Annotated in this window: 22 protein-coding genes and 1 pseudogene; 13 read left to right on the plus strand and 10 right to left on the minus strand. The window is 58.7% G+C overall.

Annotated elements, in window-relative coordinates; translation table 11 throughout:
- The first annotated feature begins 10 nt into the window (after nucleotides 1-10).
- The 6 genes from CKA38_RS10030 (at nucleotide 11) to CKA38_RS10055 (ending at nucleotide 3,974) form a co-directional block, all read left to right on the plus strand.
- Complete coding sequence (locus CKA38_RS10030) at nucleotides 11-799, plus strand: hypothetical protein (protein ID WP_152032789.1); 789 nt, start codon at nucleotides 11-13, stop codon at nucleotides 797-799.
- Complete coding sequence (locus CKA38_RS10035; protein WP_108825348.1) at nucleotides 796-1,860, plus strand: TrbI/VirB10 family protein; 1,065 nt, start codon at nucleotides 796-798, stop codon at nucleotides 1,858-1,860. Before CKA38_RS10030 ends, CKA38_RS10035 begins: the two co-directional genes overlap by 4 nt.
- Complete coding sequence (locus tag CKA38_RS10040) at nucleotides 1,857-2,369, plus strand: hypothetical protein (protein ID WP_108825349.1); 513 nt, start codon at nucleotides 1,857-1,859, stop codon at nucleotides 2,367-2,369. Before CKA38_RS10035 ends, CKA38_RS10040 begins: the two co-directional genes overlap by 4 nt.
- Nucleotides 2,366-2,653 carry a hypothetical protein gene (locus CKA38_RS10045; RefSeq protein WP_108825350.1) on the plus strand — a complete coding sequence of 96 codons (288 nt, stop codon included), beginning with the start codon at nucleotides 2,366-2,368 and terminating at the stop codon, nucleotides 2,651-2,653. Before CKA38_RS10040 ends, CKA38_RS10045 begins: the two co-directional genes overlap by 4 nt.
- A gap of 104 nt (nucleotides 2,654-2,757) precedes the next feature.
- On the plus strand, nucleotides 2,758-3,129 hold the full coding sequence (locus CKA38_RS10050) for a hypothetical protein (RefSeq protein ID WP_108825351.1): 372 nt from the start codon (nucleotides 2,758-2,760) through the stop codon (nucleotides 3,127-3,129).
- 68 nt (nucleotides 3,130-3,197) lie between these two features.
- Complete coding sequence (locus CKA38_RS10055) at nucleotides 3,198-3,974, plus strand: hypothetical protein (RefSeq protein WP_108825352.1); 777 nt, start codon at nucleotides 3,198-3,200, stop codon at nucleotides 3,972-3,974.
- Nucleotides 3,975-4,016: 42 nt separating this feature from the next.
- Here CKA38_RS10055 and CKA38_RS10060 read toward each other — a convergent pair whose 3' ends face one another.
- The 6 genes and pseudogenes from CKA38_RS10060 to metK all read right to left on the minus strand — a co-directional run bounded on the left by CKA38_RS10060 (nucleotide 4,017) and on the right by metK (nucleotide 9,457).
- On the minus strand, nucleotides 4,017-4,574 hold the full coding sequence (locus tag CKA38_RS10060) for a DUF3102 domain-containing protein (RefSeq protein WP_108825353.1): 558 nt from the start codon (nucleotides 4,572-4,574) through the stop codon (nucleotides 4,017-4,019).
- Nucleotides 4,571-4,903, minus strand: a complete 333-nt coding sequence (locus CKA38_RS10065; RefSeq protein ID WP_108825354.1) for a hypothetical protein — start codon at nucleotides 4,901-4,903, stop codon at nucleotides 4,571-4,573. Before CKA38_RS10065 ends, CKA38_RS10060 begins: the two co-directional genes overlap by 4 nt.
- A 170-nt stretch (nucleotides 4,904-5,073) precedes the next feature.
- Entirely contained in the window at nucleotides 5,074-5,313 is a 240-nt protein-coding gene (locus CKA38_RS10070) for a MerR family transcriptional regulator (protein ID WP_192881132.1), read from the minus strand.
- 66 nt (nucleotides 5,314-5,379) lie between these two features.
- On the minus strand, nucleotides 5,380-6,663 hold the full coding sequence (locus CKA38_RS10075) for a tyrosine-type recombinase/integrase (protein ID WP_108825355.1): 1,284 nt from the start codon (nucleotides 6,661-6,663) through the stop codon (nucleotides 5,380-5,382).
- A gap of 88 nt (nucleotides 6,664-6,751) precedes the next feature.
- A pseudogene (ahcY, locus tag CKA38_RS16890) lies at nucleotides 6,752-8,184 on the minus strand (adenosylhomocysteinase).
- Between the two features lie 100 nt (nucleotides 8,185-8,284).
- Entirely contained in the window at nucleotides 8,285-9,457 is a 1,173-nt protein-coding gene (gene metK / locus CKA38_RS10085) for a methionine adenosyltransferase (RefSeq protein ID WP_108825356.1), read from the minus strand.
- A 217-nt stretch (nucleotides 9,458-9,674) separates the two neighbouring features.
- Here metK and CKA38_RS10090 point away from each other — a divergent pair, with 217 nt between their 5' ends.
- Nucleotides 9,675-10,208, plus strand: coding sequence for a thioredoxin-like domain-containing protein (locus CKA38_RS10090; RefSeq protein WP_108825357.1), 534 nt, complete (start codon nucleotides 9,675-9,677; stop codon nucleotides 10,206-10,208).
- A 129-nt stretch (nucleotides 10,209-10,337) separates the two neighbouring features.
- A complete protein-coding gene (locus CKA38_RS10095; RefSeq protein ID WP_108825358.1) occupies nucleotides 10,338-10,553 on the plus strand; it encodes a (4Fe-4S)-binding protein in 216 nt (71 codons plus the stop codon).
- A 9-nt stretch (nucleotides 10,554-10,562) separates the two neighbouring features.
- Here the strand turns inward: CKA38_RS10095 and CKA38_RS10100 are convergent, their stop codons facing one another.
- Nucleotides 10,563-11,345 carry a TIGR00282 family metallophosphoesterase gene (locus CKA38_RS10100; RefSeq protein ID WP_108825359.1) on the minus strand — a complete coding sequence of 261 codons (783 nt, stop codon included), beginning with the start codon at nucleotides 11,343-11,345 and terminating at the stop codon, nucleotides 10,563-10,565.
- Between the two features lie 77 nt (nucleotides 11,346-11,422).
- On the opposite strand from CKA38_RS10100, the gene CKA38_RS10105 reads away from it, so the two are divergent.
- On the plus strand, nucleotides 11,423-13,084 hold the full coding sequence (locus tag CKA38_RS10105; RefSeq protein WP_343192843.1) for a formate--tetrahydrofolate ligase: 1,662 nt from the start codon (nucleotides 11,423-11,425) through the stop codon (nucleotides 13,082-13,084).
- 225 nt (nucleotides 13,085-13,309) lie between these two features.
- Here CKA38_RS10105 and CKA38_RS15420 read toward each other — a convergent pair whose 3' ends face one another.
- From CKA38_RS15420 to CKA38_RS10115, 3 genes are all read right to left on the minus strand, one after another.
- Nucleotides 13,310-13,753 (minus strand): hypothetical protein, encoded by a 444-nt coding sequence (locus CKA38_RS15420; protein ID WP_152032790.1) that lies wholly within the window; start codon nucleotides 13,751-13,753, stop codon nucleotides 13,310-13,312.
- A 144-nt stretch (nucleotides 13,754-13,897) separates the two neighbouring features.
- Nucleotides 13,898-14,773: a hypothetical protein gene (locus CKA38_RS10110; RefSeq protein ID WP_152032791.1), complete on the minus strand. Its 876-nt coding sequence runs from the start codon at nucleotides 14,771-14,773 to the stop codon at nucleotides 13,898-13,900.
- An 82-nt stretch (nucleotides 14,774-14,855) separates the two neighbouring features.
- The gene (locus CKA38_RS10115; RefSeq protein ID WP_108826537.1) at nucleotides 14,856-15,815 is read right to left on the minus strand and encodes a ribosomal RNA small subunit methyltransferase A; all 960 of its coding nucleotides are present in this window, start codon (nucleotides 15,813-15,815) and stop codon (nucleotides 14,856-14,858) included.
- Between the two features lie 174 nt (nucleotides 15,816-15,989).
- Between CKA38_RS10115 and rrtA the strand changes: the two genes are divergently transcribed.
- The 4 genes from rrtA to CKA38_RS10135 all read left to right on the plus strand — a co-directional run bounded on the left by rrtA (nucleotide 15,990) and on the right by CKA38_RS10135 (nucleotide 21,759).
- Nucleotides 15,990-16,673, plus strand: coding sequence for a rhombosortase (gene rrtA / locus CKA38_RS10120; RefSeq protein WP_152032792.1), 684 nt, complete (start codon nucleotides 15,990-15,992; stop codon nucleotides 16,671-16,673).
- 62 nt (nucleotides 16,674-16,735) lie between these two features.
- Nucleotides 16,736-17,623 carry a nucleotidyltransferase family protein gene (locus CKA38_RS10125; RefSeq protein WP_108825363.1) on the plus strand — a complete coding sequence of 296 codons (888 nt, stop codon included), beginning with the start codon at nucleotides 16,736-16,738 and terminating at the stop codon, nucleotides 17,621-17,623.
- A gap of 174 nt (nucleotides 17,624-17,797) precedes the next feature.
- Entirely contained in the window at nucleotides 17,798-18,958 is a 1,161-nt protein-coding gene (locus CKA38_RS10130) for a glycosyltransferase family 9 protein (protein ID WP_161554840.1), read from the plus strand.
- Nucleotides 18,955-21,759: a tetratricopeptide repeat protein gene (locus CKA38_RS10135; RefSeq protein WP_108825365.1), complete on the plus strand. Its 2,805-nt coding sequence runs from the start codon at nucleotides 18,955-18,957 to the stop codon at nucleotides 21,757-21,759. Before CKA38_RS10130 ends, CKA38_RS10135 begins: the two co-directional genes overlap by 4 nt.
- Nucleotides 21,760-21,829 lie beyond the last annotated feature (70 nt).

The raw sequence follows: 21,829 nt of genomic DNA on the forward strand, positions 1-21,829 counted from the left end.
CGCTCCCGTCGTGAAACAATTTCCACTCGATGAGCGCGTCGTCTATGAAATCCCCATCGGCACAAACGTGCCGACGACGCTCATGTTTCCCTCCGCACCGTCCGCGCTCGAAAGCGCCGGCATCACCGCGAAACCGGAAACACCCGCGCCCGTGCTTCTCTCGCATGTTCCCGGACGTCATTATCTCAGCGTGCGCGCTCTCAAACCCGACGCGCAGGCCACCCTCAATGTCATCTGGAAAAATCACACTTATATTATTCGCTTCACCGCGTCCGAAAAGCCCTACGGCTCGATCACGTTTTATGAGGATCGCCTGGCCGGTCGCAGTGCCGCGCTCGCAAAGCGGGTTACGCCCGACGCGCTTCTCGGACTGCTCGACCGCGCGAAAACTTTTCGGCTCGTTCACGAGCAATATCCCGAGGCCGTGCAGCAAATCGAACACCGCGCGCCGCCAGCCGCCGAGGCCGTCACATGCTACAAGGATTTTTCCGCGACGGTTGAGGAAGTGTTTCGTTTCGATCCCGAGGATACGCTTGTATTCAAACTCAAACTCGAAAACACCGGTGACACCGAAGTCGCCTACCAGCCGCAAAGCCTTGCAGCGCGCATTGGTTCGCGCGTTTACACCGCGTCCATTTCCGACGCGTCCGGCTTGATTCCGCCTCACGCGGTGACGACGGCGTATTTCGCAATCACTGGAACGCCGGATGGCGGGCGCGCCAACCTCAGCGTAAAGAATGTTTTTAACATCATTGTGCCGCGTGTCACCCGCGATGTGCAGCTCGTCATTCCGCAATGAAGCGTTTTCTGAAATTCATAAAAACACCGGTCGGTAGCCTCACGATGCTCGCCGCGTTCATCGGCATCGGTGCGTTGCTCATCCACGGAAGCAGCAAGCGCGAACAACGTCCGACAATATCCGCGAGTGCGCACGCGGCAACCGCGCCCGTCGAGCGCCATACGATTTCACGCGGGGGACAGGAATTGAAAATCCCACAGCCGCACACACCGCCGCTACAAATACGAACGCCGCCTGCCGGCGACGAGGAAACCATTTCGCGTCCTCGTGCCGCACGCGGTGAAAAATCCGTTTCGCAAAAAGACACGCCAGCGCCCTTGCCGATCAGTTTGCTATCCGACGAGAACGCACGCGTGAATGATGTCACGCTCTCACAAAACTACGCGCCTTACGGGCGGCTCATTTCCTGCGAGACGGTTGTCACGCTTGAATCCTCGAAAATCGACACGCCCATCGTCGGCCTCGTCACCGAGGATGTCTGGCACGACGGACGCCTCATCATTCCCGCCGGCGCGGAAGTCCACGGACGCGCCGCCGCCGACCATGCGCGCGAGCGCATCGCCGCCTCCGGCCAGTGGATTGTCGTCTGGCGCGATCACACCACAAACAACGGTGTCGAACTTGTCCTCAACGGCATCGCCCTTGATCGCCAGCGCAACGAAGCAACAGGCGAGTTTGGTTTGCGCGATGGCAGCGCCGGACTCGTCGGCGACATCCTCAAAACCGACGACTGGCAGGAGATAAAACTTTTCGCCTCTACCTTCCTCGCGGGCATGGCGGGCGGTTTGCAGGAGATGCGCGACCAGACCAGCGCGTTTGGCGACGTGAGCCAGGTGCCGAAGGCGTCAGCAAAAAATGCCGCGCTACAAGGCACATCCGACGTGCTCAACGCCTATGCCGCGCGCATCCAGCAAATCATCGCGCAGGACGGCTACTACGTCCGCGTGCCCGCGGGGAAGCAATTCTACATCTACGTCACCCAAACCCTCGACAAATCGAAGGCCACTCGCGGCAACCTCCGCGCCGATCTGTGGCAAAAGAAAGAAACGCCATCACAATGAAAACACACGCGCTTATTTGCATATTCGCAGTCGCTTGCATTCCGCTCACCGGATGCTCGCTTTTCAAAAAGAAACAACCGCCGCCCGTTCAGACCATCGCGGCCTCGCCCGTGAGCGGCACCGAGCTCGATCCCGCCAACACGGAAAAATTGCGCCACGGCGAAACCATGCGCGCATATCCGGTGAGCCGATATGTCGATCCACGCGACCCGAACCTCATGCACGAGGCGCATATCGTCTATCGAAAGGAAAACCCTGCCGCGTGGAATCTCACGCCGCACGCTCCCACCGTCGTGCCGCTCGGGCCCGTGCTGGCACTGGCCGATCCCGCCGAGAAAACGCAACTGTTGCCCGCCGAGGTTGAGCAAAAGATGGCCGCGCAAAACCGGCTCATGGCCGCGCTCATCGAGCAGAACGAAACACTCACGGCGGAGCTTTCACGTCTCAAATCCGAGATCACCAAGCTCCGCGAATCACAAACCACCACAACAAAACCGGAAAAACAATGACCACAGAAACACCTCCCGCACCTCCCGAAACGGACAACAAAATCGAAGTCGAACCACTCGCGATTGGCACGCATCACCGCGCGAGTTTCGAGCAAGCGCACGAGCATCTCCTGAAAACATACGGCAAATCCCCGCCGCCCGACGACCTCATGCGCCTGTGGATCGCGTGTGCGACGCCCTGGGATATCACGCGCGAGTTTGAAGAATCCGTTTTGAACATCGCCGGCAGCGACCTCGTTCCCGACGACAACGGTCATTACGCCCAATCACTCCTCAATCTCTGATTCGTTTTTAACTTTGGGCGGACGTGCCCGAACAAGGTCAATCGCCACTGGCGGCCAGCCGCCTTGCTCAATCAATGGCTGGAGCAACCCAATACAAAAATACCATGTCACTAAAACAAGCTATCGCCGACAAGAAGGCTCGGGAGAACACCGAGCAGCGCATCAATCCCGAGGTCGATGCCAAGCTCACAAAATACATCTCGGATAATCCGAAATTGTATCAATACTACAACGATCTCACGAAGGAGCAGCTTATCCGAAAGCTCATGCTCGGAAAAATGCAGCGCAATGATTACACCCAGCAGCGCGACCAGGAAATCGTCAAATGGGTGGAGCAAAACCCCGACATCAAGGCGAAGGTCGAGGAGCGCATCAAAAATGTTCCCGCCGAAAACCGGCAGCGTGCTTTTGTCCGTGTCGCAAAGGATGAGGCCATGCGCCAAACTATGCGCGGTGGCCAAGGTGTTAGCGTCTGACAAACTGACAAACGCGGCGGCAGCCTGTGGATGAGGCTGCCGCCGCCAATTTCCCACACCAATCAACGATGCCAGAAGCCTCCGAGAATTTGAGCGACGAGCTATTTGCGCTTCTGGGTGACACACGCGAAACCGCTGCGGTTACGCTTTTCCTACAACTGCTGCGCGAGTCGCCATGTCTGCGCAACTGGCTTGGCACCGCGTTCCTCGAACCGCGCACCCGTTCGCGCCTTGCCGCCTATCTGCGCGGCGAGGAACACCACGCTAGCCGGGGAAGTCATCTGCTCGCATGGTTCGCTCACACCAGCGATGCGCGTGAATCGTTCACGGCCACGCTCGCGTGTGATCACAGGCCGGCGTCGGTTTCAACCTACGGCGGGCTCACTCGCGCGCAGGTTGTCCGGCTTGTTCGCCGTTATCAATCGGGCGGTGCAAGCGGCATCAATCTGCTCCCGTTCCTGCTAATCCACGCATGGCGGCAGCTCCCAAACAACGCGCGCCCGAGCGCCGCGCTTCTGCTCATGGGTGGCATGGTCTTGCAGGAGCTATTTTCCGACAAACTCTCATCGCTGCAACTCATGCGACATTTCACGAAAGCGGTGGAGTTTTTCCACGGCCAACTACACGGCACCATCACCCGAATGCACTTCGGCTACGTCAATTGGTGGAAGCTGTCCGTGCTTCACTACATGCTCAATCACCCCAAACCGTGTTACTGCACGAGGGATTTTTCCCAACACCTCGCCGCGCAGAAAATCAGCGTCGATCCAAAAGACCTGCGGCGCTTTTGCCAGAAACATGGGATTGTTCGGGATACGCGACCGGGGCGTCCTCGCTCTGGTTGAATAATATCGCATCGATAAACCGGGCGAATCCACCGGGTATTTTTAGCTGGTAACGCCTTCGGACGTGTTCTCAAACAAAGGCCGGAGTTGCGCGTAAAGGGGCGCGAGGTCGCGGATGCAATTCACTGCGACGTGCGCAGTGCGCCGTCTGTTTTGCTGCCGCAAGAAGCGGATCAATTTGCCGGCGAGCAGGACGTGCGCCGGTGGTTTTGGAAGTGCCGGCTTGCCGTCAAGCGCGCGGTGCTTCGGCTCGGTGGCGATGCCGAGTCGCGCGTAGGCCTGCCGCAAACTGAGTCCTTGCAAAAGCGCGGGATCGGCGGCTTCGCGGGCGAGTCGCATGTAACGGTGCGCCGTGCTCATCGAGCCTGTAAAGAAGTGTTTCAGCCAAGGAATCCACGCACCGTGTCCCGCCGAGTGGCGCACGCGCTTTTTTTCCTCGTTGAGCAACCGACCCGCGCGCCATGCGGCGGCAAGAGCCCCGTCAAGCGAATGACGGGACTCTGCTGTGAGACGTTGCGCCTCCGCGTGCAGGCGATTGATTTCTTTCGCTGCGGATGTCGCAGAAGCGGCGACGAGGGAAGGCATCGGTGATGTGCTCATGACTGCATCCCCGTGTTTTCGCGGAAGTCATTCGCGAGTTTGTGGACGCTTTGCGGTGTGCATCCGGCGAGCTCGCCGATTTGCTCGAACGTGAGTCCGCCAATCAAATCGGGGCGTATGCAATAGAGCGCCACTGTGGCGCGCAGTCCGCGACTTTCCAGTGTCGGCGCGTCGGACATCCAGAGTAACAGATGCGTTATGACTTCCAGCCCAAGCGCACGACCCTCGGCGCGCGGGTCAACGGGACCGGCGAAGAAGGCATCGACTTCGGGTGTGGCGGATGCGGTTTTATTGGAGCCGGGCTTATTGTGTTTTGTATTTGTTTTCATGATATGCGGTTTGGTTCGCCGCGCATCATGCTCTCGTTTTCCAAATCAAAATAGCGGACGGCGTGTGGGGTGATTTGTCCGCATTTCCAGCCGTGTTTTGTAGCTACAAAAAAGGCCGCAAATGCGGCCTTGTGAAAATAATCACAGTGTGACGAATATCGTCCTGCGAGTCAGGCGCGGGCTGGAACTTTCAGCCTGGTGCGGATGTGCATGATGACTTCATCGAGGTCGTAGTAAACAAAGTGGCCGACCTTGTGATAGGGAATGCGGCGCAGTTTTGTCCACTCGCGCAAGGTGCGGATGGAAGGCTCGCGCCCGACGGGGAAAATCCCGCTCAGGCGCAGGCCGGTGATGTCGGTCATCGGGTTGGTGATCGTGCAAGGCGTGGTGTGTGTTGTGTTCGGTTGCATGGGTGTGTTTGTGAGTGCTTCCATGCCCTTGCTTGCGCATCAACTTGTTGACAAATGCGGCCACGATCAGGCGGCGGCGGGCAGTGTCTCGGCTCCGGGCCTGCTCGCAGGGACAACGGCTATTGGGGCGATGGCGGCGTTGGTTTCCGCCCGCAGTTTGCCGCGCAGTGCTGGCATGATATTGAAGAAGGCTTCGGCCTCCTGCGGCGTGGTCACGTTCAAGTAATGACGGCGGATGATGCGCTCGGAGTTGCCCGCCTGCAACGCCGTGTCGCCCATCGAACGGAACTTCGCAACGTGCATTGAAATGAACGTGTGCCGCATCACGTCGTGCGAGAGCCCGAATTGCTTTGCAATGGCGGCGCGGGATTTTGCGAGCGATTTGTGGAGGATGGGGAACTTGTCGAGCGGGTAGGCTTTGAGCCACGCGGCGAGATTGGGCTGGATGTCGATGTTGCGCTTCATGTCCACTTTGGAAACGTCCGGCTCGATGTGAATGGTGCGCGTGTCGAGGCGCACGTCCTTCGCGGGCAGGCGGGAGATTTCCCCGTCCTGCACGCTCGGGCGTATGCCGGCGAACAGGCAGAGCGCGTAATAAGGCACGAACGCGCCGTCGTGGAGGGTTTCGACGTGGGCCATCAGCTCGGCGGCCTTCTGTGCGCTGAGCGTCGGCGCCGAACCGCGACTGTGTTCGAGCTTGTGGCGGCTGATTTTCGCGAGCGGATTTTTGGCCAGCCATTCCTTGGTGACGACGGCGAACCGGAAAAAGGTGAACAAGTGGCCGTAGCGCAGATTGACCGTCTTGCGCGCGGGATGGATTTGTGGGCGCGCGAGATTGCCTCGATTGAGGTAAGGCCTGAGCAAATCGGTAGTGAGATCGGCCAGGTTTTGCGTCGGGAACCAGCGCTGAAGCTCGGCGAACTCACTTTCGATTGTTTTGAGCTGGCGTTTGCCGATGACGTTTCGCTTCTCGTCGTCGCGGCGGATTTCGAGGTAGGCCTTCACCGCGTCGGCGAGGCTGATTTGCGAGGCCGGCTCCTTGTAGTGCGTCAGGCCGTGGTCGGCGTAAAAGGCCAGCGTGCGCGGCTTGCAGGCGAATTTTTGGAAGAGGATTTCGGCCTCGCGCACCTGCTCCTCGGAAAGGCTGGTGGTGACAGGGCGCAGGCTTGATTGGGTCTGCATGAGTTTCAAGTCGAGCGCGCCGCGTTCGACGAAGGCGTCCTGCTTGTTCTTGAAGTTTTTGCGGACACGGAGGCCGTGGAGCCAGCCGCTGACGCGCCACGAAGTGACGCCATTGCGATTCTTAAACGGTTTGACGGTGAAGTTTGATGCGGTATGCGTTTTCATCATTATGGTTGCCGCATCAACTGGCAACCTGACCGCAAACCGTCCTCTTTCCCTCTAGGGGTCGCCGGCAGGATGCCCGCGCTCCCAGGGGTCAATACCGGTAGTGCTCCGGTTTGTAGGGGCCGTTCACCGGGACGCCGAGGTAGGCGGATTGTTGCTTGGTGAGCTTGGTGAGCTTGACGCCGATTTTTTCCAGGTGCAGGCGCGCGACTTCCTCGTCGAGGCGCTTGGGCAGGCGATACACTCCGACTTCGTAACGGTCGCGGTTTTGCCAGAGGTCGATTTGCGCGAGCGTCTGGTTTGTGAAGCTGTTTGACATCACGAAGCTCGGGTGGCCGGTCGCGCAGCCGAGGTTCACGAGGCGGCCTTCGGCGAGGAGATAGATGCTGCGGCCGTTCGGGAATACAAACTGGTCGTATTGCGGCTTGATCGTGATGCGCTTCACGCCTTTCTCGGCGTAGAGGCGGCCGACTTGGATTTCGTTGTCGAAGTGGCCGATGTTGCAGACGATGGCCTGGTCTTTCATGCGCTTCATGTGCTCGAGCGTGATGACGTCGCAGTTGCCGGTGGTCGTCACGTAGATGTCGGCGCGGCCGAGGGTGCTTTCGATGGTGTTGACTTCGAATCCTTCCATCGCGGCTTGGAGGGCGTTGATGGGGTCGATTTCGGTGACGATGACGCGCGCGCCGAAACCGCGCAGGGAGTGGGCGGAGCCTTTGCCGACGTCGCCGTAGCCGCACACGCAGGCGACTTTGCCGGCGATCATGACGTCGGTGGCGCGCTTGAGTCCGTCGGCGAGGGATTCGCGGCAGCCGTAGAGGTTGTCGAACTTGGACTTGGTCACCGAGTCGTTGACGTTGATGGCGGGGACGCGGAGCGTTTTCGCGTCGAGCATTGGTAGAGGCGGTGCACGCCGGTGGTGGTTTCCTCGGAGACGCCGCGCCATTCGGCGGCGATGGGACGCCAGAAATTTTTGTTCGTTTTGCGGACGCGCTTGAGGAGGTTTTTGATGACTTGCTCCTCGGGCGAGGCGGAGGGCGTGTTGACCCAGTCGGAGCCTTCCTCGAGTTCGCAGCCTTTGTGGATGAGGAGGGTGGCGTCGCCGCCGTCATCGACGATGAGTTGCGGGCCCTTGCCGCCGGGGAAGGTGATGGCGCGCAGGGTGCAGTCCCAGTATTCCTCAAGGGTTTCGCCTTTCCATGCGAAGACGGGCACGCCGGTTTTCGCGATGGCGGCGGCGGCGTGGTCTTGCGTCGAGAAGATGTTGCACGAGGCCCAGCGGACGCTGGCACCGAGGTGCTTGAGCGTTTCAATGAGCACGGCCGTCTGGATCGTCATGTGGAGCGATCCCATGATGCGCACGCCGGCGAGCGGCTTTTTAGCGGACGCGCCGTATTTTTTGCGGATGGCCATGAGGCCGGGCATTTCGTGCTCGGCGACGGAGATTTCCTTGCGGCCCCAGGGGGCGAGCGTGATGTCGCGGACGTGATAGTTGGGCGCGATGGAGAAGGTGGGTTTGGACATGATTTTTATTTTGAATTTTCGATTTCGGATTTTGGATTGGGAGTCACCGCTCCGGAGGATTTCCGGATGACGTTTGAGCAACTCCAAATCCAAAACTCACTTATTTGACGGCGGCGCGGAGGGCGGCGGTTTTGTTGGTTTGCTCCCACGGGAGGCCGGCTTTGCCGAAGTGGCCGTAGTTGGTTGTCTCGCGGTAGATCGGGCGCAGGAGGTTGAGTTGCTTGATGATGTCGGCGGGTTTGAAGCTGAAGACTTTTTGGACGGCGCGGGCGATTTTTTCGTCCTCGACTTTGCCGGTGCCGAAGGTGTCAACAAACACGCTGACCGGGTGCGGGTAGCCGATGGCGTAGGCGAGTTGGAGCTCGGCGTATTTGGCGAGGCCGGCGGCGACTATGTTTTTGGCGGCCCAGCGCGCCATGTAGGCGGCGGAGCGGTCAACTTTCGACGGATCCTTGCCGGAGAAGGCGCCGCCGCCGTGGCGGCCCCAGCCGCCGTAGGAATCGACGATGATTTTGCGTCCGGTGAGTCCGGAGTCGCCCTGCGGGCCGCCGACGACGAAGCGGCCCGTGGGGTTGATGAGATACTGTGTGTTGCCGTTGAGGAGGTCGGCGGGGATGACTTTGCGGATGACGTTGTCGATGAGGGCGGACTCGATTTGCGCATGCTCGACGTCGGCGGTGTGCTGCGTGGAGATGACGACGTTGACGACTTCGATGGGGCGGTCGTTTTCGTAGCGGATGGAAACTTGCGATTTGGCGTCGGGACGGAGCCAGGCCCATTTCTTGCCGCCGGATTTGCGGATTTTTGTGAGTTCGCGTCCGAGGCGGTGGGCGAGCATGATGGGGAGCGGCATGAGCTCGGGCGTTTCGTCGCACGCGTAGCCGAACATGAGCCCCTGGTCGCCGGCGCCTTGCTCGGCGGTTTTCTTGCCCTTGGCTTTGCGTTTGTCGACGCCCTGGGCGATGTCGGGCGACTGGCTGGTGAGGTAGTTGTTGATGAAAACAGTGTCGGCGTGGAAGACGTCGTCGTTGTTTGTGTAACCGATTTCGCGGATGGCGTCGCGGACGATGGTTTCGTAGTTGAGCCTGGCCTTGGTGGTGATCTCGCCGGCGAGGATGACGACGTTGGACTTGACCATGGTTTCGCAGGCGACGCGGGAGGTTTTGTCCTGGGCGAGACAGGCGTCGAGGACGCTGTCGGAAATATAGTCGGCGACTTTGTCGGGGTGGCCCTCGCCAACGGACTCGGAGGAGAATACGAATGTTTTTGCCATGATAAAAAGAAGGAAGGTTACCCGAAAGGGTGGGGCGTTTTCCGGGGAGCGCAAGGCAATAGCATCAACGTATGCGGATTTCGTGATGCGTTTTTGATGCTGAGGGGATGGCTGTTGATTTTCCGCGATCCGCGCATCACGCGCGCATGAGTTTTCACGCTTCCATGCAATCCTGAATCCTGCCAACCTTGACCGCATCAACCCATCCCGTCCCCTTATGAAAAAACTACTTCTCGCTTTTGTCGCCTGTGCGTCGTTCGTGTGCGCCCAAAATCTTCGTGCCTCGGATGCGCCGGTGTATCACGAAGCTCTCATCAAGAGCATTGGAAAAAATGCGGTTTCGGTCAGCGGCGACCTTGATCCCGCGACTTTAAAAACAAAAAAATACCTGTTTGTTTATTATTCCGCGCACTGGTGCCCTCCGTGCCGCAAGTTCACACCGAAGCTGGTTGAATTCTACAACAAGAACCATGCGAACGGGGATTTTGACCTGATCTTTGTGTCGTCCGACAAGGGCCAGCGCGAAATGAACGATTACATGAAGGGCGAGAAAATGCCATGGATCGGCCTGAAGCTGGACAGCAAACCTGCAAGGGCACTGAAGAAATTGCGCCGCGGCACGGGCATTCCCTGCCTCATTTTGATCGATGAAACCGGAAAGGTCATTTCACAGAGCTACGACGAAAATAACAAATACACCGGACCATACACGGCATTGAGGGCTTACGAAAAAATCAAAAAGGACAAATAACAAGGGGCGAGGGTATAAATGATTACCGGCGGTGCCGGGTGAAGACGTGATTTCGAATCCGACCATCGATTATATTTTCTGGGACAAAGTTTATACACCGTGAAGATGCCGTAGCTGGCCAAAGTTCTCATGATAAAAGAATACACAAATGGAGAGATTACCATTGTCTGGCAGCCTGAAAAATGTGCGCATTCGGGCATTTGCGCCAAAACGCTGCCGGATGTTTACAAACCGCAGGAACGCCCGTGGATTAGGGCCGATAAGGCCACGACCGCTGAGCTCAAGCATCAGATAGGATTGTGCCCATCCGGAGCCCTCTCATGGAGGGACAATACACATAAATAAAAAACGCGCTCACGGTTTCACCGTTATCAATTCGCACGACACCGCGCGTTTGGTCGCGGGGTCGAATGTCACCAGCGCGGCTGACATGCGCACATCACCTTCGGCCACTTCGAAGCGGCGCGGCATGCCGTCGAGGAAGCGTCCAAGCACCGGTTTCACTTCGCGGCCCAGCACCGACGCGTAGGGGCCGGTCATTCCCACGTCGCACATGAACGCGGTGCCGCCGGGCAGCACGCATGCGTCGGCGGTGGGGACGTGCGTGTGCGTGCCGAGCACGGCGATGGCGCGCCCGTCGAGATGCCAGCCCATCGCCTGTTTTTCGGATGTGGCCTCGGCATGGATTTCAACAAAGACACCGTCGGTTTTGTCCTCAAGCTCGCGCAGGACGCGTTCGGCGCCGAGGAACGGGCATTCGGCTTTCATTCCGACGAACTGGCGGCCAAGCATCGTCGTCACGCCGAGGCGGAAGCCCCCGGCTTCGAGGATGACGTATTCGCGTCCGGGACACGCGGCGGGAAGGTTGGCGGGGCGGCAAATGCGGTCGAGCGCGCCGATGTCGTGTTCCCATCCTTTTTGATCCCACACATGGTCGCCGAGCGTGATGGCATCCACGCCCGAGGCGAGGAGTGTTTTGGCGATTGCGCCGGTGATGCCCGAGCCGGCGGCGGAGTTCTCGGCGTTGGCGACGACAAAGTCGATGGCGCGCTCGGCGCGCAGCGAGGCGAGTTTTTCAATCACAATTGCGCGCCCGGGTTTTCCGACGATGTCACCAATGAAGAGAAGTTTTAACATGGGGGAAAACATGCGTGAGAATCGGCGTAAATCGATTCAAATCGATTTGAGTCGATTTACGCCGATTCCCTCGCAAAATAACCAATATTTTACCCATGATTCCCATCACCGACCTCGCACGTTCAATCGGCATCAACCAAGACCACCTCTCGCTTTACGGCAACGACAAGGCGAAGGTTTCGCTGGCAGCGCTCGACGCGGCGCGGGCGCGCCGTCCGAAAAACGGGAAACTTATCCTCGTTTCGGCGATCACGCCGACCCCCGCGGGCGAGGGCAAGACGGTCACGTCGATCGGGCTCGCGCAGGGCATCAAAAAAAACGGGCGCTCCGCCGCGCTGGCGTTGAGGCAGCCCTCGATGGGGCCGGTGTTCGGGCGCAAGGGCGGCGCGGCGGGCGGCGGACTCAGCACGGTGCAGCCGGCGCGCGAGATCAACCTGCACTTCACGGGGGATTTTCACGCGATCACATCGGCGCACAACTTGCTCGCGGCGGTGATCGACAACCAGCTCCATTTCAAACAAACGCGGCTCGCGCCGGAGGGCGTGCTTTGGAAGCGAGTGCTTGATTGCAATGACCGCGCGCTGCGCTCGATTCGCACGGGAGTGGACTCGGCGACGGAGCGCGCGGGCGGCTTCGACATCACGGCGGCGTCGGAAATCATGGCGGTGCTTTGCCTGTCGGAATCGCTGGCGGATTTGCGCGCGCGGATTGACCGGCTTGTTGTCGGTTTCACCGCGGAGGGCGAGCCGGTGCGCGCGTCGGAGTTTCGCGTCACGGGTGCGATGTGCGCGCTGTTGCGCGACGCGTTAAAACCGAACCTCGTGCAAACAGCCGAGGGTGTGCCCGCGTTTGTGCACGGCGGGCCGTTTGCGAATATCGCGCACGGATGCAACTCGGCGCTGGCGACGCGCATGGCGCTTGCGCACGCGGATTACGTGGTGACGGAGTGCGGATTCGCGTTCGACCTCGGCGGGGAAAAATTCATCGACATCAAATGCCGCCAGACGGGACTCGCGCCGGACGCGATTGTGCTCGTGGCGACGATTCGCGCGCTCAAGATGCACGGTGGCGTGGCGCTCGCCGATCTTGAGAAACCGGACGTGGCGGCGCTCACCCGGGGCCTTGAAAATCTCGCGGCGCATCTCGACGCGGCGAGGAGCTTCGGGCGCCCGGTGACGGTGGCGATCAATCGCTTTCCCGCCGACACGCCGGAGGAGTTTGCGGTTGTTCGCGAGTTCTGCGCGGCGAACGGCACGGGGTGCGCGCTCTCGGATGTGTTCGCGCGCGGAGGCGAGGGCGGGGTGGAGCTGGCGAACGCGGTTGTGGAATCAATCGCCGCGGCGGAGAAAACCCTGTCGCCACTGGAGTTCGTTTATGCGGATTCGATGCCGGTGCGTGAAAAAATCGGCGCGATCGCGCGGCGAATCTATGGCGCGGACGGGGTGGATTTCCTGCCCGAGGCGGAGCACAGGCTTGCGTTGTTCGAGACGGCGGGGTTTGGCGGGCTGCCCGTGTGCATGGCGAAGACGCAAAACTCGATCAGCGATGACGAGAAGAAGCTCGGACGTCCGCGTGGGTTCCGCATCACGGTGCGCGATTTCGAGTTGGCGGCGGGCGCGGGATTTATCGTGGCGCTCACCGGCCGGATGATGCGCATGCCGGCACTGCCCAGGGTGCCGAGCGCCGAAAAAATCGACGTGTCGCCCGACGGCGAAATCACTGGAATATCGGGCGCGTAGCACGGTCCGCCAGTTCTCCGGCGCGCCTGTTTGACGGGCGTAAATCAATAAACGCGAACGAATCATTGAATCCGCGTCCTTATTTTCCTGTTAAAAACTCATGAGGAGAATGAAAATCAACAAAACTCGGCCCGTCCCTATTTTCATTCTTCCATTTTCATTCCTCTAAAAAAACTACGACGCCAGATTGGCAGTTTTTAAGACGCCAAAAAAGTTCGTAACATTTCAGGTATCGGATGCACGCTCGACCCTGCTCAGAGTTTTTATGACCTTAGAAACATTACCATCAAATGGTAATGGATTTATATATAATATTTTTAATCCGGCCGCAGTTTTATACTTAATTATTAGTGACCTGAATTTTAAAGAGGCCCCAAATCGGTAATGCTGTTTTTTCCAACCTTGTTTTACGCTGATTATTTCATTCAAAGAGATTGCTGTTTTTCGATACAATCCATCTCGATACTCTAACTGCTTTTCGGAGATTTGTATCCGGAAGCCTAAAAGCCAAAATCCCCACAGCAATGAAACGACAAAACATATTATGGACATTGGTGCATATCCATTCAATCGACCAACTTTTTGTAAGCACGCAATTGCAAGAAGTCCCCAAGGCCCTGATAACACCAAATATCCAAATAAGTTTGCTTTATAATTCAATGGCTTCATTTAGGGCAAAAAAGGGGCCGAGTATTGTTGATTTTCATTGCTTGTGCGCGGCGTGGGCGTGAGCGCGCGGCGGGGATGAGTGCCGTTGTGGGCATGGCGGGGAGGAGGCATTCTTGCCGCCGACCTTCCATTTTCGTGTGGATATTATTTGAGGGAGGTGCCGGAGGATGACGGCCCGGAAGAGGGGAGCGTGATGGCGGGGATTTCCGATGGTGTCGCGGCGGGAGCCGGGGCGGGGGCGATGCCTGTTGCGGGAATGTTGCCGGCGGGAGTCGATGCGTTTGCCGGGCGTTCCATGAAGGTGATGCGGTTTAGAAAATCGTTGAGGCGCCTGCGAAGGACGGCCTCCTCCTCGGTGACGGTTTTGTTGTAAGTGCTGTGCTCGAAAATGCGCTCGGCGAGCTCGATGCTGATCACGTAGATGTTGCCGTTGTTTATGAAGATGAAATTGCCGCGCTTGGCGACGTGACCCGACTTGGGCGGAAAAACAAAAACGCGATGGGCAAACGCGGAGCCGTTGGGCAGGAGCAGTTGCGTGAATAGCGTGCCGCCTTGCGTGCCGTTGATGAAGCGGGCGTTGGGCTCGGTGCTGGTGCCGGGGACGTTGCGGGTGAAATCGCGCTGGATGAATTGCTGGAAAAACCACACGAGGAATTCCTTGCGGCCGCGCTTGGTTTCCTCGGCGCGCAGCTCGTCGTTCATGCGAAAGCAGCCGATGGTCGCGTGCTCGCCGTATTCATCCTGGAAGGTGACGGTGTTTGGCGTGTCGTTTATCTGGCCGCCGAGCTCGGGGAGCACGGGGATGGAGACGCGGAAAAAACCGGTGGACGAGGTGTATTGGTCGTTCTCGACGGATCCGTAAATGTGATACTCCTCGTCGTCGCCGTAATATTCCTGATCGTCGGCAAATATGCCGGGCGCGGCGGCCTCCTGCGCGTGCAGCGCGGGCGCGGCGGCAAAAACGAACAGGGAAAAAAGGGCCGGCGGCACGGCGGTTAGTTTTTTCAGGTAGGATGTCATGTATGTGTGTGTGCGACCGGACGAGGGATTATGGTGCTTCGGGAAATAAGGGCGCATTTATAGATTTAAAATCGGAGGAGTTTCAAGCGCGAGTCTGAGGCGGCGGATTTGCGGGGAAATGAGTCCAGAGTTCGGGCGGGATTTCCTCGGGGCGGCTTTTGGGTGTGAATTGTCCCGCGGTCGCGAGATAATCGAACCAGTCGCCGCGCGCGCTGTCCGGCAGGCGGTCGCGAAGCAGCGCGCCGAGTTGTTTGCGGCGTTGCTGGAAACAGGCGCGAATGGCGGCTTTTGTTTCAGTCGCAAAAATAAAGGGGCGTGGCTTGCGCACGAGGTGAAGCAGATACGACTCGATGTCGGGACGCGGATAAAAGCAGGCGGCGGAGACTTTGTGGCCGGGCGCGATGTCGTAGGCGTTTTGAAGAAAGATGGAGATGGCGCTGTATTGTTTGGTGCCGGGCACGGCGGTGTAGCGTTGCGCGGCCTCCTGCTGGAGCATGAGCACCATGCGTTCGGGCAGCGGGCCGGAAAGAATCGCATCCATCCACGGGGTTGAGATGGCGTAGGGGAGGTTGGCGACGACTTTGAAATGCGGTTTCGAGCGAAGCGACAGGCCTGCCATGCGGAGTGCGGAATGCGGAATATTTGGGTAGGGCGAACCCTCCGGGTGCGCCGAATCAAGGGACGGTTCACCCGGAGGGTTCGCACTACCTGAAAATCCGGCGAGGGGGTGGTCGAGGGCGTCGCCGCAGATGAGGTGGAATGTTTGGGGATGCTTCGGGGCGAGCGTGGAGGCGAGGTGGGCGTGGAGCGTGGTGTCTTTCTCGACCGCGTAAACGTGAGCGCCGGTTTCGAGCAGGGCGTTGGTGAGCGTGCCGAGGCCGGGGCCGATTTCGACGACGGTGTCGGCCGGGGCGATTTGGGCGAGTTCGAGGGATTTGCGCACAATGTTGCCGTCAACGAGGAAGTTTTGCCCAAGAAAGCGCTTCGGGTTGTGTCCGAGCGAGGCGAGAAGTTCGCGTGTGGCGGAGGGTGTGAGCGGCATGCGGGAATTTTGATTTGGCGGATTGTAGCTTCGCCCGGAACGATTGCGCGCTGCCGTGCGGTTGCGAAAACGAAAAAGAATACGGGCGTGATTGTTGGCCGAGTGCGCGGCGTGTTGCACGCGCAAAAGTTGTCGTCAACATCGCGATCCGCGGCCAACCTCCGCGTTTTCGAAATGATCCCGCCGTTCTCATCACTGTTGAAACCGCGTTTGCTGCCGTGGCTGTTTTTGCCGGGCGGGGTGCTGGCGCTTGTCGCGCAGTCGTGGCCGGAGCTGGCGCGCGCGCTGGTTTACGACCGCTCGGCGATCATTGCGGGCGAGTGGTGGCGGATGTGGACGGGGAACTTCGTGCATTTCGGCTGGGTGCATTTCGCGCTGGATACGGGGCTGTATTTTTTGATCGGGTGGGCGCTGGTTTACAGGTATCGCTGGTGGCTGAACGTGGGCTGGCTCGTGCTGATGCCCTTGGCCGTGACGACAACGATTTTTGTTTTTGACGCGGACATGATTCGCTACGGCGGATTGTCGGGCGCGAACGTGGGCTGGCTTGTGATGCTTGCGTTTTTGGGCTGGCAGCAATCGTGGCGCGACTGGTTTTGGCCGGTGTTTCTGGGGATCCATGTGGCGGAGTTGATTTACGAGGCGCGGCTCGGCGGGCGCGGGGGTGGCATGATCAAGTTTGACGATCCCAACATCCGCGTGGCGACGCTCGCGCATATCGGCGGCGCGGCGTTCGGAATCGTGCTTTGGGGCGTGGTGAATCTGTTGCGCAAGCATGTGCTGACACCGGAGGCCGCCGCTGACGATGCCGCGGAAAAAAGGCGGGCGGAGAACCGCAAGGGGCGCGCGGGCGCATAGGGCGAGGCGGCTTGTTCCTTGTTGTTGCGCTTCCTCGTTGTTTGGGCCAAGGGTGGCTGCTTATGAAACCCACGTTACTCGTTCTTGCCGCAGGTATGGGCTCCCGTTTCGGGGGGCTCAAACAGATTGCCCCCGTCGGTCCGTCGGGCGAAACGCTTCTGGATTATTCGGTTTTCGATGCGATCCGGGCGGGGTTCGGGCGCGTGGTGTTTGTCATTCGCCGCGATTTTGAGGAGGTTTTTCGCGCGCAGGTCGGCGCGAAGTATGACGGGCGCATCGATGTGGGCTATGCGTTTCAGGCTATGGATGATTTGCCGCCGGGGTTTGGCGTGCCATCGTGGCGCGCGAAGCCTTGGGGCACGGGGCATGCGACTTGGTGCGCGCGCGGCGAGGTGCGGGAGCCTTTCGCGGTGATCAATGCCGACGATTTTTACGGCGCGGACGCGTTTCGGAAGTTGACCGGATTTTTGACGGCGGCGAGCGAGGGCGAGGCGGCGCTGGTGGGGTTCAAGCTGTCGCGGACGCTTTCGGAAAACGGCACGGTGTCGCGAGGCATGTGCGAGGTTTCGGCGGACGGATGGTTGCGCGATGTTGTCGAGCACACAAAAATCGCGGCGGCGGAAGTAGGAAGAGGGGAGGGGAAAAAGTATTCCGGCGACGAAACTGTTTCGATGAATTGCTGGGGCTTTTTGCCGGGATTTTTTGACGCGCTGGAGGGGCGGCTCACCGCGTTCCTGCGGCGCGATGAAACTTACGCGGAGGGAAGCCAGGATGAGTTTTATTTGCCCGCGGCGGTCGCGGCGCTGGTCGGGCGGGGCGGGTTGCGCGTGCGTGCGTTCACGGCGGACAGCGATTGGTTTGGCATAACGTATCCGGCGGACAAGCCCGGCGTGGTCGCCGCAATCCGGGAACTCGTGACGCGCGGCGAGTATCCGGGGGTGTTGTTTTGATTTTGACCGCTTTTCGGTCTTTTCAAAGGGCCGTTCTCACGTATTTTACACGCTTTTCCATTTGCATGCCCACTACTTATGAGCCGACCAAGCGCCCAGACTAAACGTTTGCAACAAATTGACGGATGGGTGTTTCCGTATATCTGTGCCTGCTTTACCTTTTGGCGCTGGCTCATGGATTTGATTTTCAGGCCCGACATAAAAACGGCGCCCAAGAACATTATTTTTCTGAAACTCGCCGAGCAGGGCTCGACGGTTCTTGCAAACGAGGCCATCCGGCAGGCTGTCGCGAAGGTGGGCAAGGAGAATGTTTTTTTCCTCATGTTCGAGGAGAACCGCTTCATCCTTGATGTGATGGACCTGATTCCGCGCGAGAACGTGCTCACGATTCGCACGAAGTCGGCGGTGTCGATGGTGACGAGTTGCCTTTCGCGTTTGTGGGAAATCCGCCGTCGCAAAATCGACGTGTGCATCGACATGGAGTTCTTCGCGCGCGCGTCGGCCATCATCGCCTACATGATGGGCACGCGGATGCGCGTCGGTTTTCACTGTTATTTTGGCGAGGGGCCGTATCGCGGAAACCTGTGCACGCATCGCGTGTTGTATAATTCGCACATGCACGCGTCGAAGACGTTTCTTTCGCTCGTGCGCGCGCTCGACAACGATCCCGATGCCTTCCCGACGTTTGGATTCACGCCGCCCGCGGAGATGTCGCTCGCGCATTTCAAGCCGGAGGATTCCGAGCGCGAGGAGGTTGCCGCGATGCTTCGCGAGCTCGCGGGAACGGACGCCTCCGGGCGCACGCGCCGAGTCATTTTGCTCAATGCCAACGCGAGCGACCTGATGCCCTTGCGCCGTTGGGAGAACTCGAATTACGTCGAGCTCGCGCGGCGGCTTTTGGAAACGCATTCCGACATCGCGATTGCGTTCACCGGCGGCCCCTCGGAGGCGGAAAAAATCGGAAAACTCGTTGCCGAGGTGAATGACGCGCGCTGTTTCTCGCTCGCGGGCAAGACGACGCTGCGCCAGCTCCTGATTGTTTACGGACTGGCGGAAATTCTCGTCACCAACGACAGCGGTCCCGCGCATTTCGCGGCGCTCACGCCGGTCGATGTGGTTGTGTTGTTCGGCCCCGAGACGCCGCTGCTTTTCGGCACGCTCAGCCCGCGCAATCACAACATCTGGCTCGGTCTCGCCTGCTCGCCGTGCATCAACGCGTGGAACAACCGCCAGACCGCCTGCAACAACAATCTCTGCATGAAAAACATCCCCGTGTCGCAAGTGTTCGACACGGTTTGCTCCGTATACAAACAACGCACCGCCCATCTTCAATGAACGACAAATCATCCCGCAATTTTCCGGAACACACGCGCAGTCTCAAGAGCGCGTCCGTCGCGCCGTCTGCCGCCTCCGGTTCCGCAACCGCCGCGTCCGAACCGTTGTCGACTCCGGTCGTGAAGCACGACTGGCACAGGATTCTGCTCTACGCGGCGATCATTGTGGCGACGGGTTTGTTTGTGGCGTCGCCGGCGTTTCACGGCACCTGGCTCTGGGATGACGACCAGGAAATCACCGCCAATGGTGCACTTCAGTCATGGGCGGGATTGAAAGAAATTTGGAAAGGCAATGTCGGAGCGGACTATCTGCCTCTTAAAACAACGATTCTCTGGATAGAATGGCATATATGGAAATTCGACAACACGTGTTATCATATTATAAACTCGATCTGGCACGTGATAAACGCGCTGCTGGTGTGGCAATTGTTTTCATTATTAAGAATAAGATGGGCGTGGATAGGCGGGTTGCTGTTTGCGATCCATCCGGTGCTTGTCGAGTCGGTCGCCTGGGTGTCGGAGCAGAAGAATACAATTTCGCTTATATTCATGCTGCTGTCGGCGATCACATTTATAAAATATCACGAGGGTGGCAAAACGGGGAATCTCGTGGCGTCACTAATATTGTTTGTGGCCGCGCTATTGAGCAAGAGCGCGGTCATCGTGCTTCCCTTCGCGTTTGTATTGTATAAATGGTGGAAGGACGACAGTTTGGAGCTTCGGGACACTCCTATTTTCATGGCGCTTGCCTCGTTTTGCGCCGCTGTTGCTTGCGGCACAATCGTCGCCATGAGATGGCTGGTGGGACCCGATACCATAAGCTCGCAGGCCAACTCAACGAGCTCGCTGATAAAGGAAATCATAGCGCCTTCCGGGAGCCTGAAATTCGCGGCCGGCATGCTTGTCGCACTTGTCATAACGTGGGGGTTTGTCCAGCTGTGGAACAAGAAAAAAGGCCCGCAATGGCGCGCGGTGAGACACCTTGTGCTCAGCACCGCGCCATTTTTTGCCATGGCGATAATAATCGCACTTGTTACGGTTTATTTTCAGCACAAGAACGCCATTGGCTCGGAGGTCATTCCGGTTGGCGGCAGGTGGTCGCGCATCGTGATCGCGGGCGCGGCGGTTTTCTTCTACTTGAAGCAGTGCGTGTGGCCGTTCGATCCGTATCCCTTGATGCCGATTTATCCGCGATGGGAAGTGCCGGAGAACCCGCCGCTGTGGATGTTTTTGCCTTGGGTGGCGTTTATCGCGCTGGTGATTTTATTCTGGGTTTATCGCAAAACTTGGGGGAAGCACCTGATACTCGGCCTCGGCTTTTTCTTCGGGTTCCTCGTGCCGGTGCTCGGATTTGTTGACATGTCCTACATGCGTATCACTTGGGTGGCCGATCACTTCCTGTATATATCGGTCATCGGCGTGATCGGGTTGATGATCGCGGGCGCGGCGAAACTATACGATTGCGTTTCCGACAAGGGCAAACCGTGGGCGATGGGCGCGGGCATCGCGGCGCTGGTGCTGGTGGCGTTCAACGGAAATTTATACAGCGACGTGTTTCTGAACGAGACAAACATGTGGCGCTACACACTTTCGAAAAATCCAGACGCGTGGCAGGCTCACAGCCGCTATGGCAAGGTGCTGCTCGACAGCGGCAACCGCGACGCGGCGTATTATCACATCCAGCAGTCCAACCGCCTGCGCCCCGACCTGGCCGAGACGAATAACAACATGGGTGTGCTTCTCCTTCAAAAAGGACGCAATGCCGAGGCGCTTCCGTATTTCCGGCGCGCGATGCGACTCATGCCGATCGGCGCGTTCATGGTGAATTATGCCAATGCGTTGACACAGGTTCAGCAGGGCGCCGAGGCCGCGCCGGTGTATGAAAGAATACTCAGGGCCGAGGGCGGCCCCAACTTCACGCAGATGTTGCGGGAAAGGGGATCCCAGACGTTGCAACAGCTGCTCTCCGAGCGGGGTAATGTGACGATTGGCGACTTGGTCAACAGTCCTGATGGCGCGGCGCTTGGCAAGCTGTTGAAAGCCAAATGCGGCGACTCCTACGAGCGTGTGCTCGGATTGAAGGGCGGCGCGGCGCTTGCGGAACTGATCAAGTTGCGCGTCAGCGACCCGCTCGACGATTTGCGCAAGGCCAAGACCGTCGATACGCTCGAAAACCTGGTCAAGGAGGAGAGCGGGGCGGCCCTCGAAAAACGACTCGCCGAAAAAGGAATCCTCAACGACTTGCTCAAGCTCGACGCCGGCGGCGAATTCAAGGAAATCTTCACGCTCAAGGGCAGCGCCGCCTATTTGGCATTGCGCAAAATGCGGGGCAGCGACGCCTACGAATCGATGATTCTCGACATGCGCGAGGAGCCGCTCGCGCACTTGCTCGAAATGCGCGGGGGCGACCTGTTCGGCAAATTGATAAAGGCGGACCAGCGCGAGGCATTTTCCCTGCTGCGTCAGATGAATGGAACCGAGGCGTTTGACGTCGTGTGCGAGATGATGGGCGGCGACCCGGTGACGCGATTGATTGAGATCGACGGTGGCAATCCCATCATCTGGACAAACTACGGTGTCGCGCTTATGCAGGCGAACCGCCGTGCCGACGCAGTTCTCGCGCTGCAAAAGGCGCTGAGGATCAACCCCAACCTTGCGGACGCGCGCCGCAACTTGGATATTGCTCAAAAAATGCAAACAGGCACAGCCGCTCCTGCTTTGATAAATCCCGCCGGTCTAGGCATTGGCGGCACGGGTATTCAGCAGCCGATGCAAATACCGTCCATCTTTCTCAATAAATAAAACAAACAATCATAATAATTGTGAAAGCCTTGAGTCGAATTGTTTCATGGGCCCGGAATCTCGCCGCGCA

The sequence above is a fragment of the Ereboglobus luteus genome, assembly GCF_003096195.1.
Classification (GTDB): domain Bacteria; phylum Verrucomicrobiota; class Verrucomicrobiia; order Opitutales; family Opitutaceae; genus Ereboglobus; species Ereboglobus luteus.

What these genes read in the sequence shown, in the direction of transcription:
- metK (WP_108825356.1), bottom strand. Translation starts at nt 9,457, where the DNA reads ATGGCAAAAACATTCGTATTCTCCTCCGAGTCCGTTGGCGAGGGCCAC.
- CKA38_RS10110 (WP_152032791.1), bottom strand. Translation starts at nt 14,773, where the DNA reads ATGACATCCTACCTGAAAAAACTAACCGCCGTGCCGCCGGCCCTTTTT.
- CKA38_RS10100 (WP_108825359.1), bottom strand. Translation starts at nt 11,345, where the DNA reads ATGTTAAAACTTCTCTTCATTGGTGACATCGTCGGAAAACCCGGGCGC.
- CKA38_RS10045 (WP_108825350.1), top strand. Translation starts at nt 2,366, where the DNA reads ATGACCACAGAAACACCTCCCGCACCTCCCGAAACGGACAACAAAATC.
- CKA38_RS10115 (WP_108826537.1), bottom strand. Translation starts at nt 15,815, where the DNA reads ATGCCGCTCACACCCTCCGCCACACGCGAACTTCTCGCCTCGCTCGGA.
- CKA38_RS10060 (WP_108825353.1), bottom strand. Translation starts at nt 4,574, where the DNA reads ATGAGCACATCACCGATGCCTTCCCTCGTCGCCGCTTCTGCGACATCC.
- CKA38_RS10070 (WP_192881132.1), bottom strand. Translation starts at nt 5,313, where the DNA reads ATGCAACCGAACACAACACACACCACGCCTTGCACGATCACCAACCCG.
- CKA38_RS10035 (WP_108825348.1), top strand. Translation starts at nt 796, where the DNA reads ATGAAGCGTTTTCTGAAATTCATAAAAACACCGGTCGGTAGCCTCACG.
- CKA38_RS10040 (WP_108825349.1), top strand. Translation starts at nt 1,857, where the DNA reads ATGAAAACACACGCGCTTATTTGCATATTCGCAGTCGCTTGCATTCCG.
- CKA38_RS15420 (WP_152032790.1), bottom strand. Translation starts at nt 13,753, where the DNA reads ATGAAGCCATTGAATTATAAAGCAAACTTATTTGGATATTTGGTGTTA.
- rrtA (WP_152032792.1), top strand. Translation starts at nt 15,990, where the DNA reads ATGATCCCGCCGTTCTCATCACTGTTGAAACCGCGTTTGCTGCCGTGG.
- CKA38_RS10075 (WP_108825355.1), bottom strand. Translation starts at nt 6,663, where the DNA reads ATGATGAAAACGCATACCGCATCAAACTTCACCGTCAAACCGTTTAAG.
- CKA38_RS10065 (WP_108825354.1), bottom strand. Translation starts at nt 4,903, where the DNA reads ATGAAAACAAATACAAAACACAATAAGCCCGGCTCCAATAAAACCGCA.
- CKA38_RS10130 (WP_161554840.1), top strand. Translation starts at nt 17,798, where the DNA reads ATGGATTTGATTTTCAGGCCCGACATAAAAACGGCGCCCAAGAACATT.
- CKA38_RS10135 (WP_108825365.1), top strand. Translation starts at nt 18,955, where the DNA reads ATGAACGACAAATCATCCCGCAATTTTCCGGAACACACGCGCAGTCTC.
- CKA38_RS10090 (WP_108825357.1), top strand. Translation starts at nt 9,675, where the DNA reads ATGAAAAAACTACTTCTCGCTTTTGTCGCCTGTGCGTCGTTCGTGTGC.
- CKA38_RS10095 (WP_108825358.1), top strand. Translation starts at nt 10,338, where the DNA reads ATGATAAAAGAATACACAAATGGAGAGATTACCATTGTCTGGCAGCCT.
- CKA38_RS10050 (WP_108825351.1), top strand. Translation starts at nt 2,758, where the DNA reads ATGTCACTAAAACAAGCTATCGCCGACAAGAAGGCTCGGGAGAACACC.
- CKA38_RS10055 (WP_108825352.1), top strand. Translation starts at nt 3,198, where the DNA reads ATGCCAGAAGCCTCCGAGAATTTGAGCGACGAGCTATTTGCGCTTCTG.
- CKA38_RS10125 (WP_108825363.1), top strand. Translation starts at nt 16,736, where the DNA reads ATGAAACCCACGTTACTCGTTCTTGCCGCAGGTATGGGCTCCCGTTTC.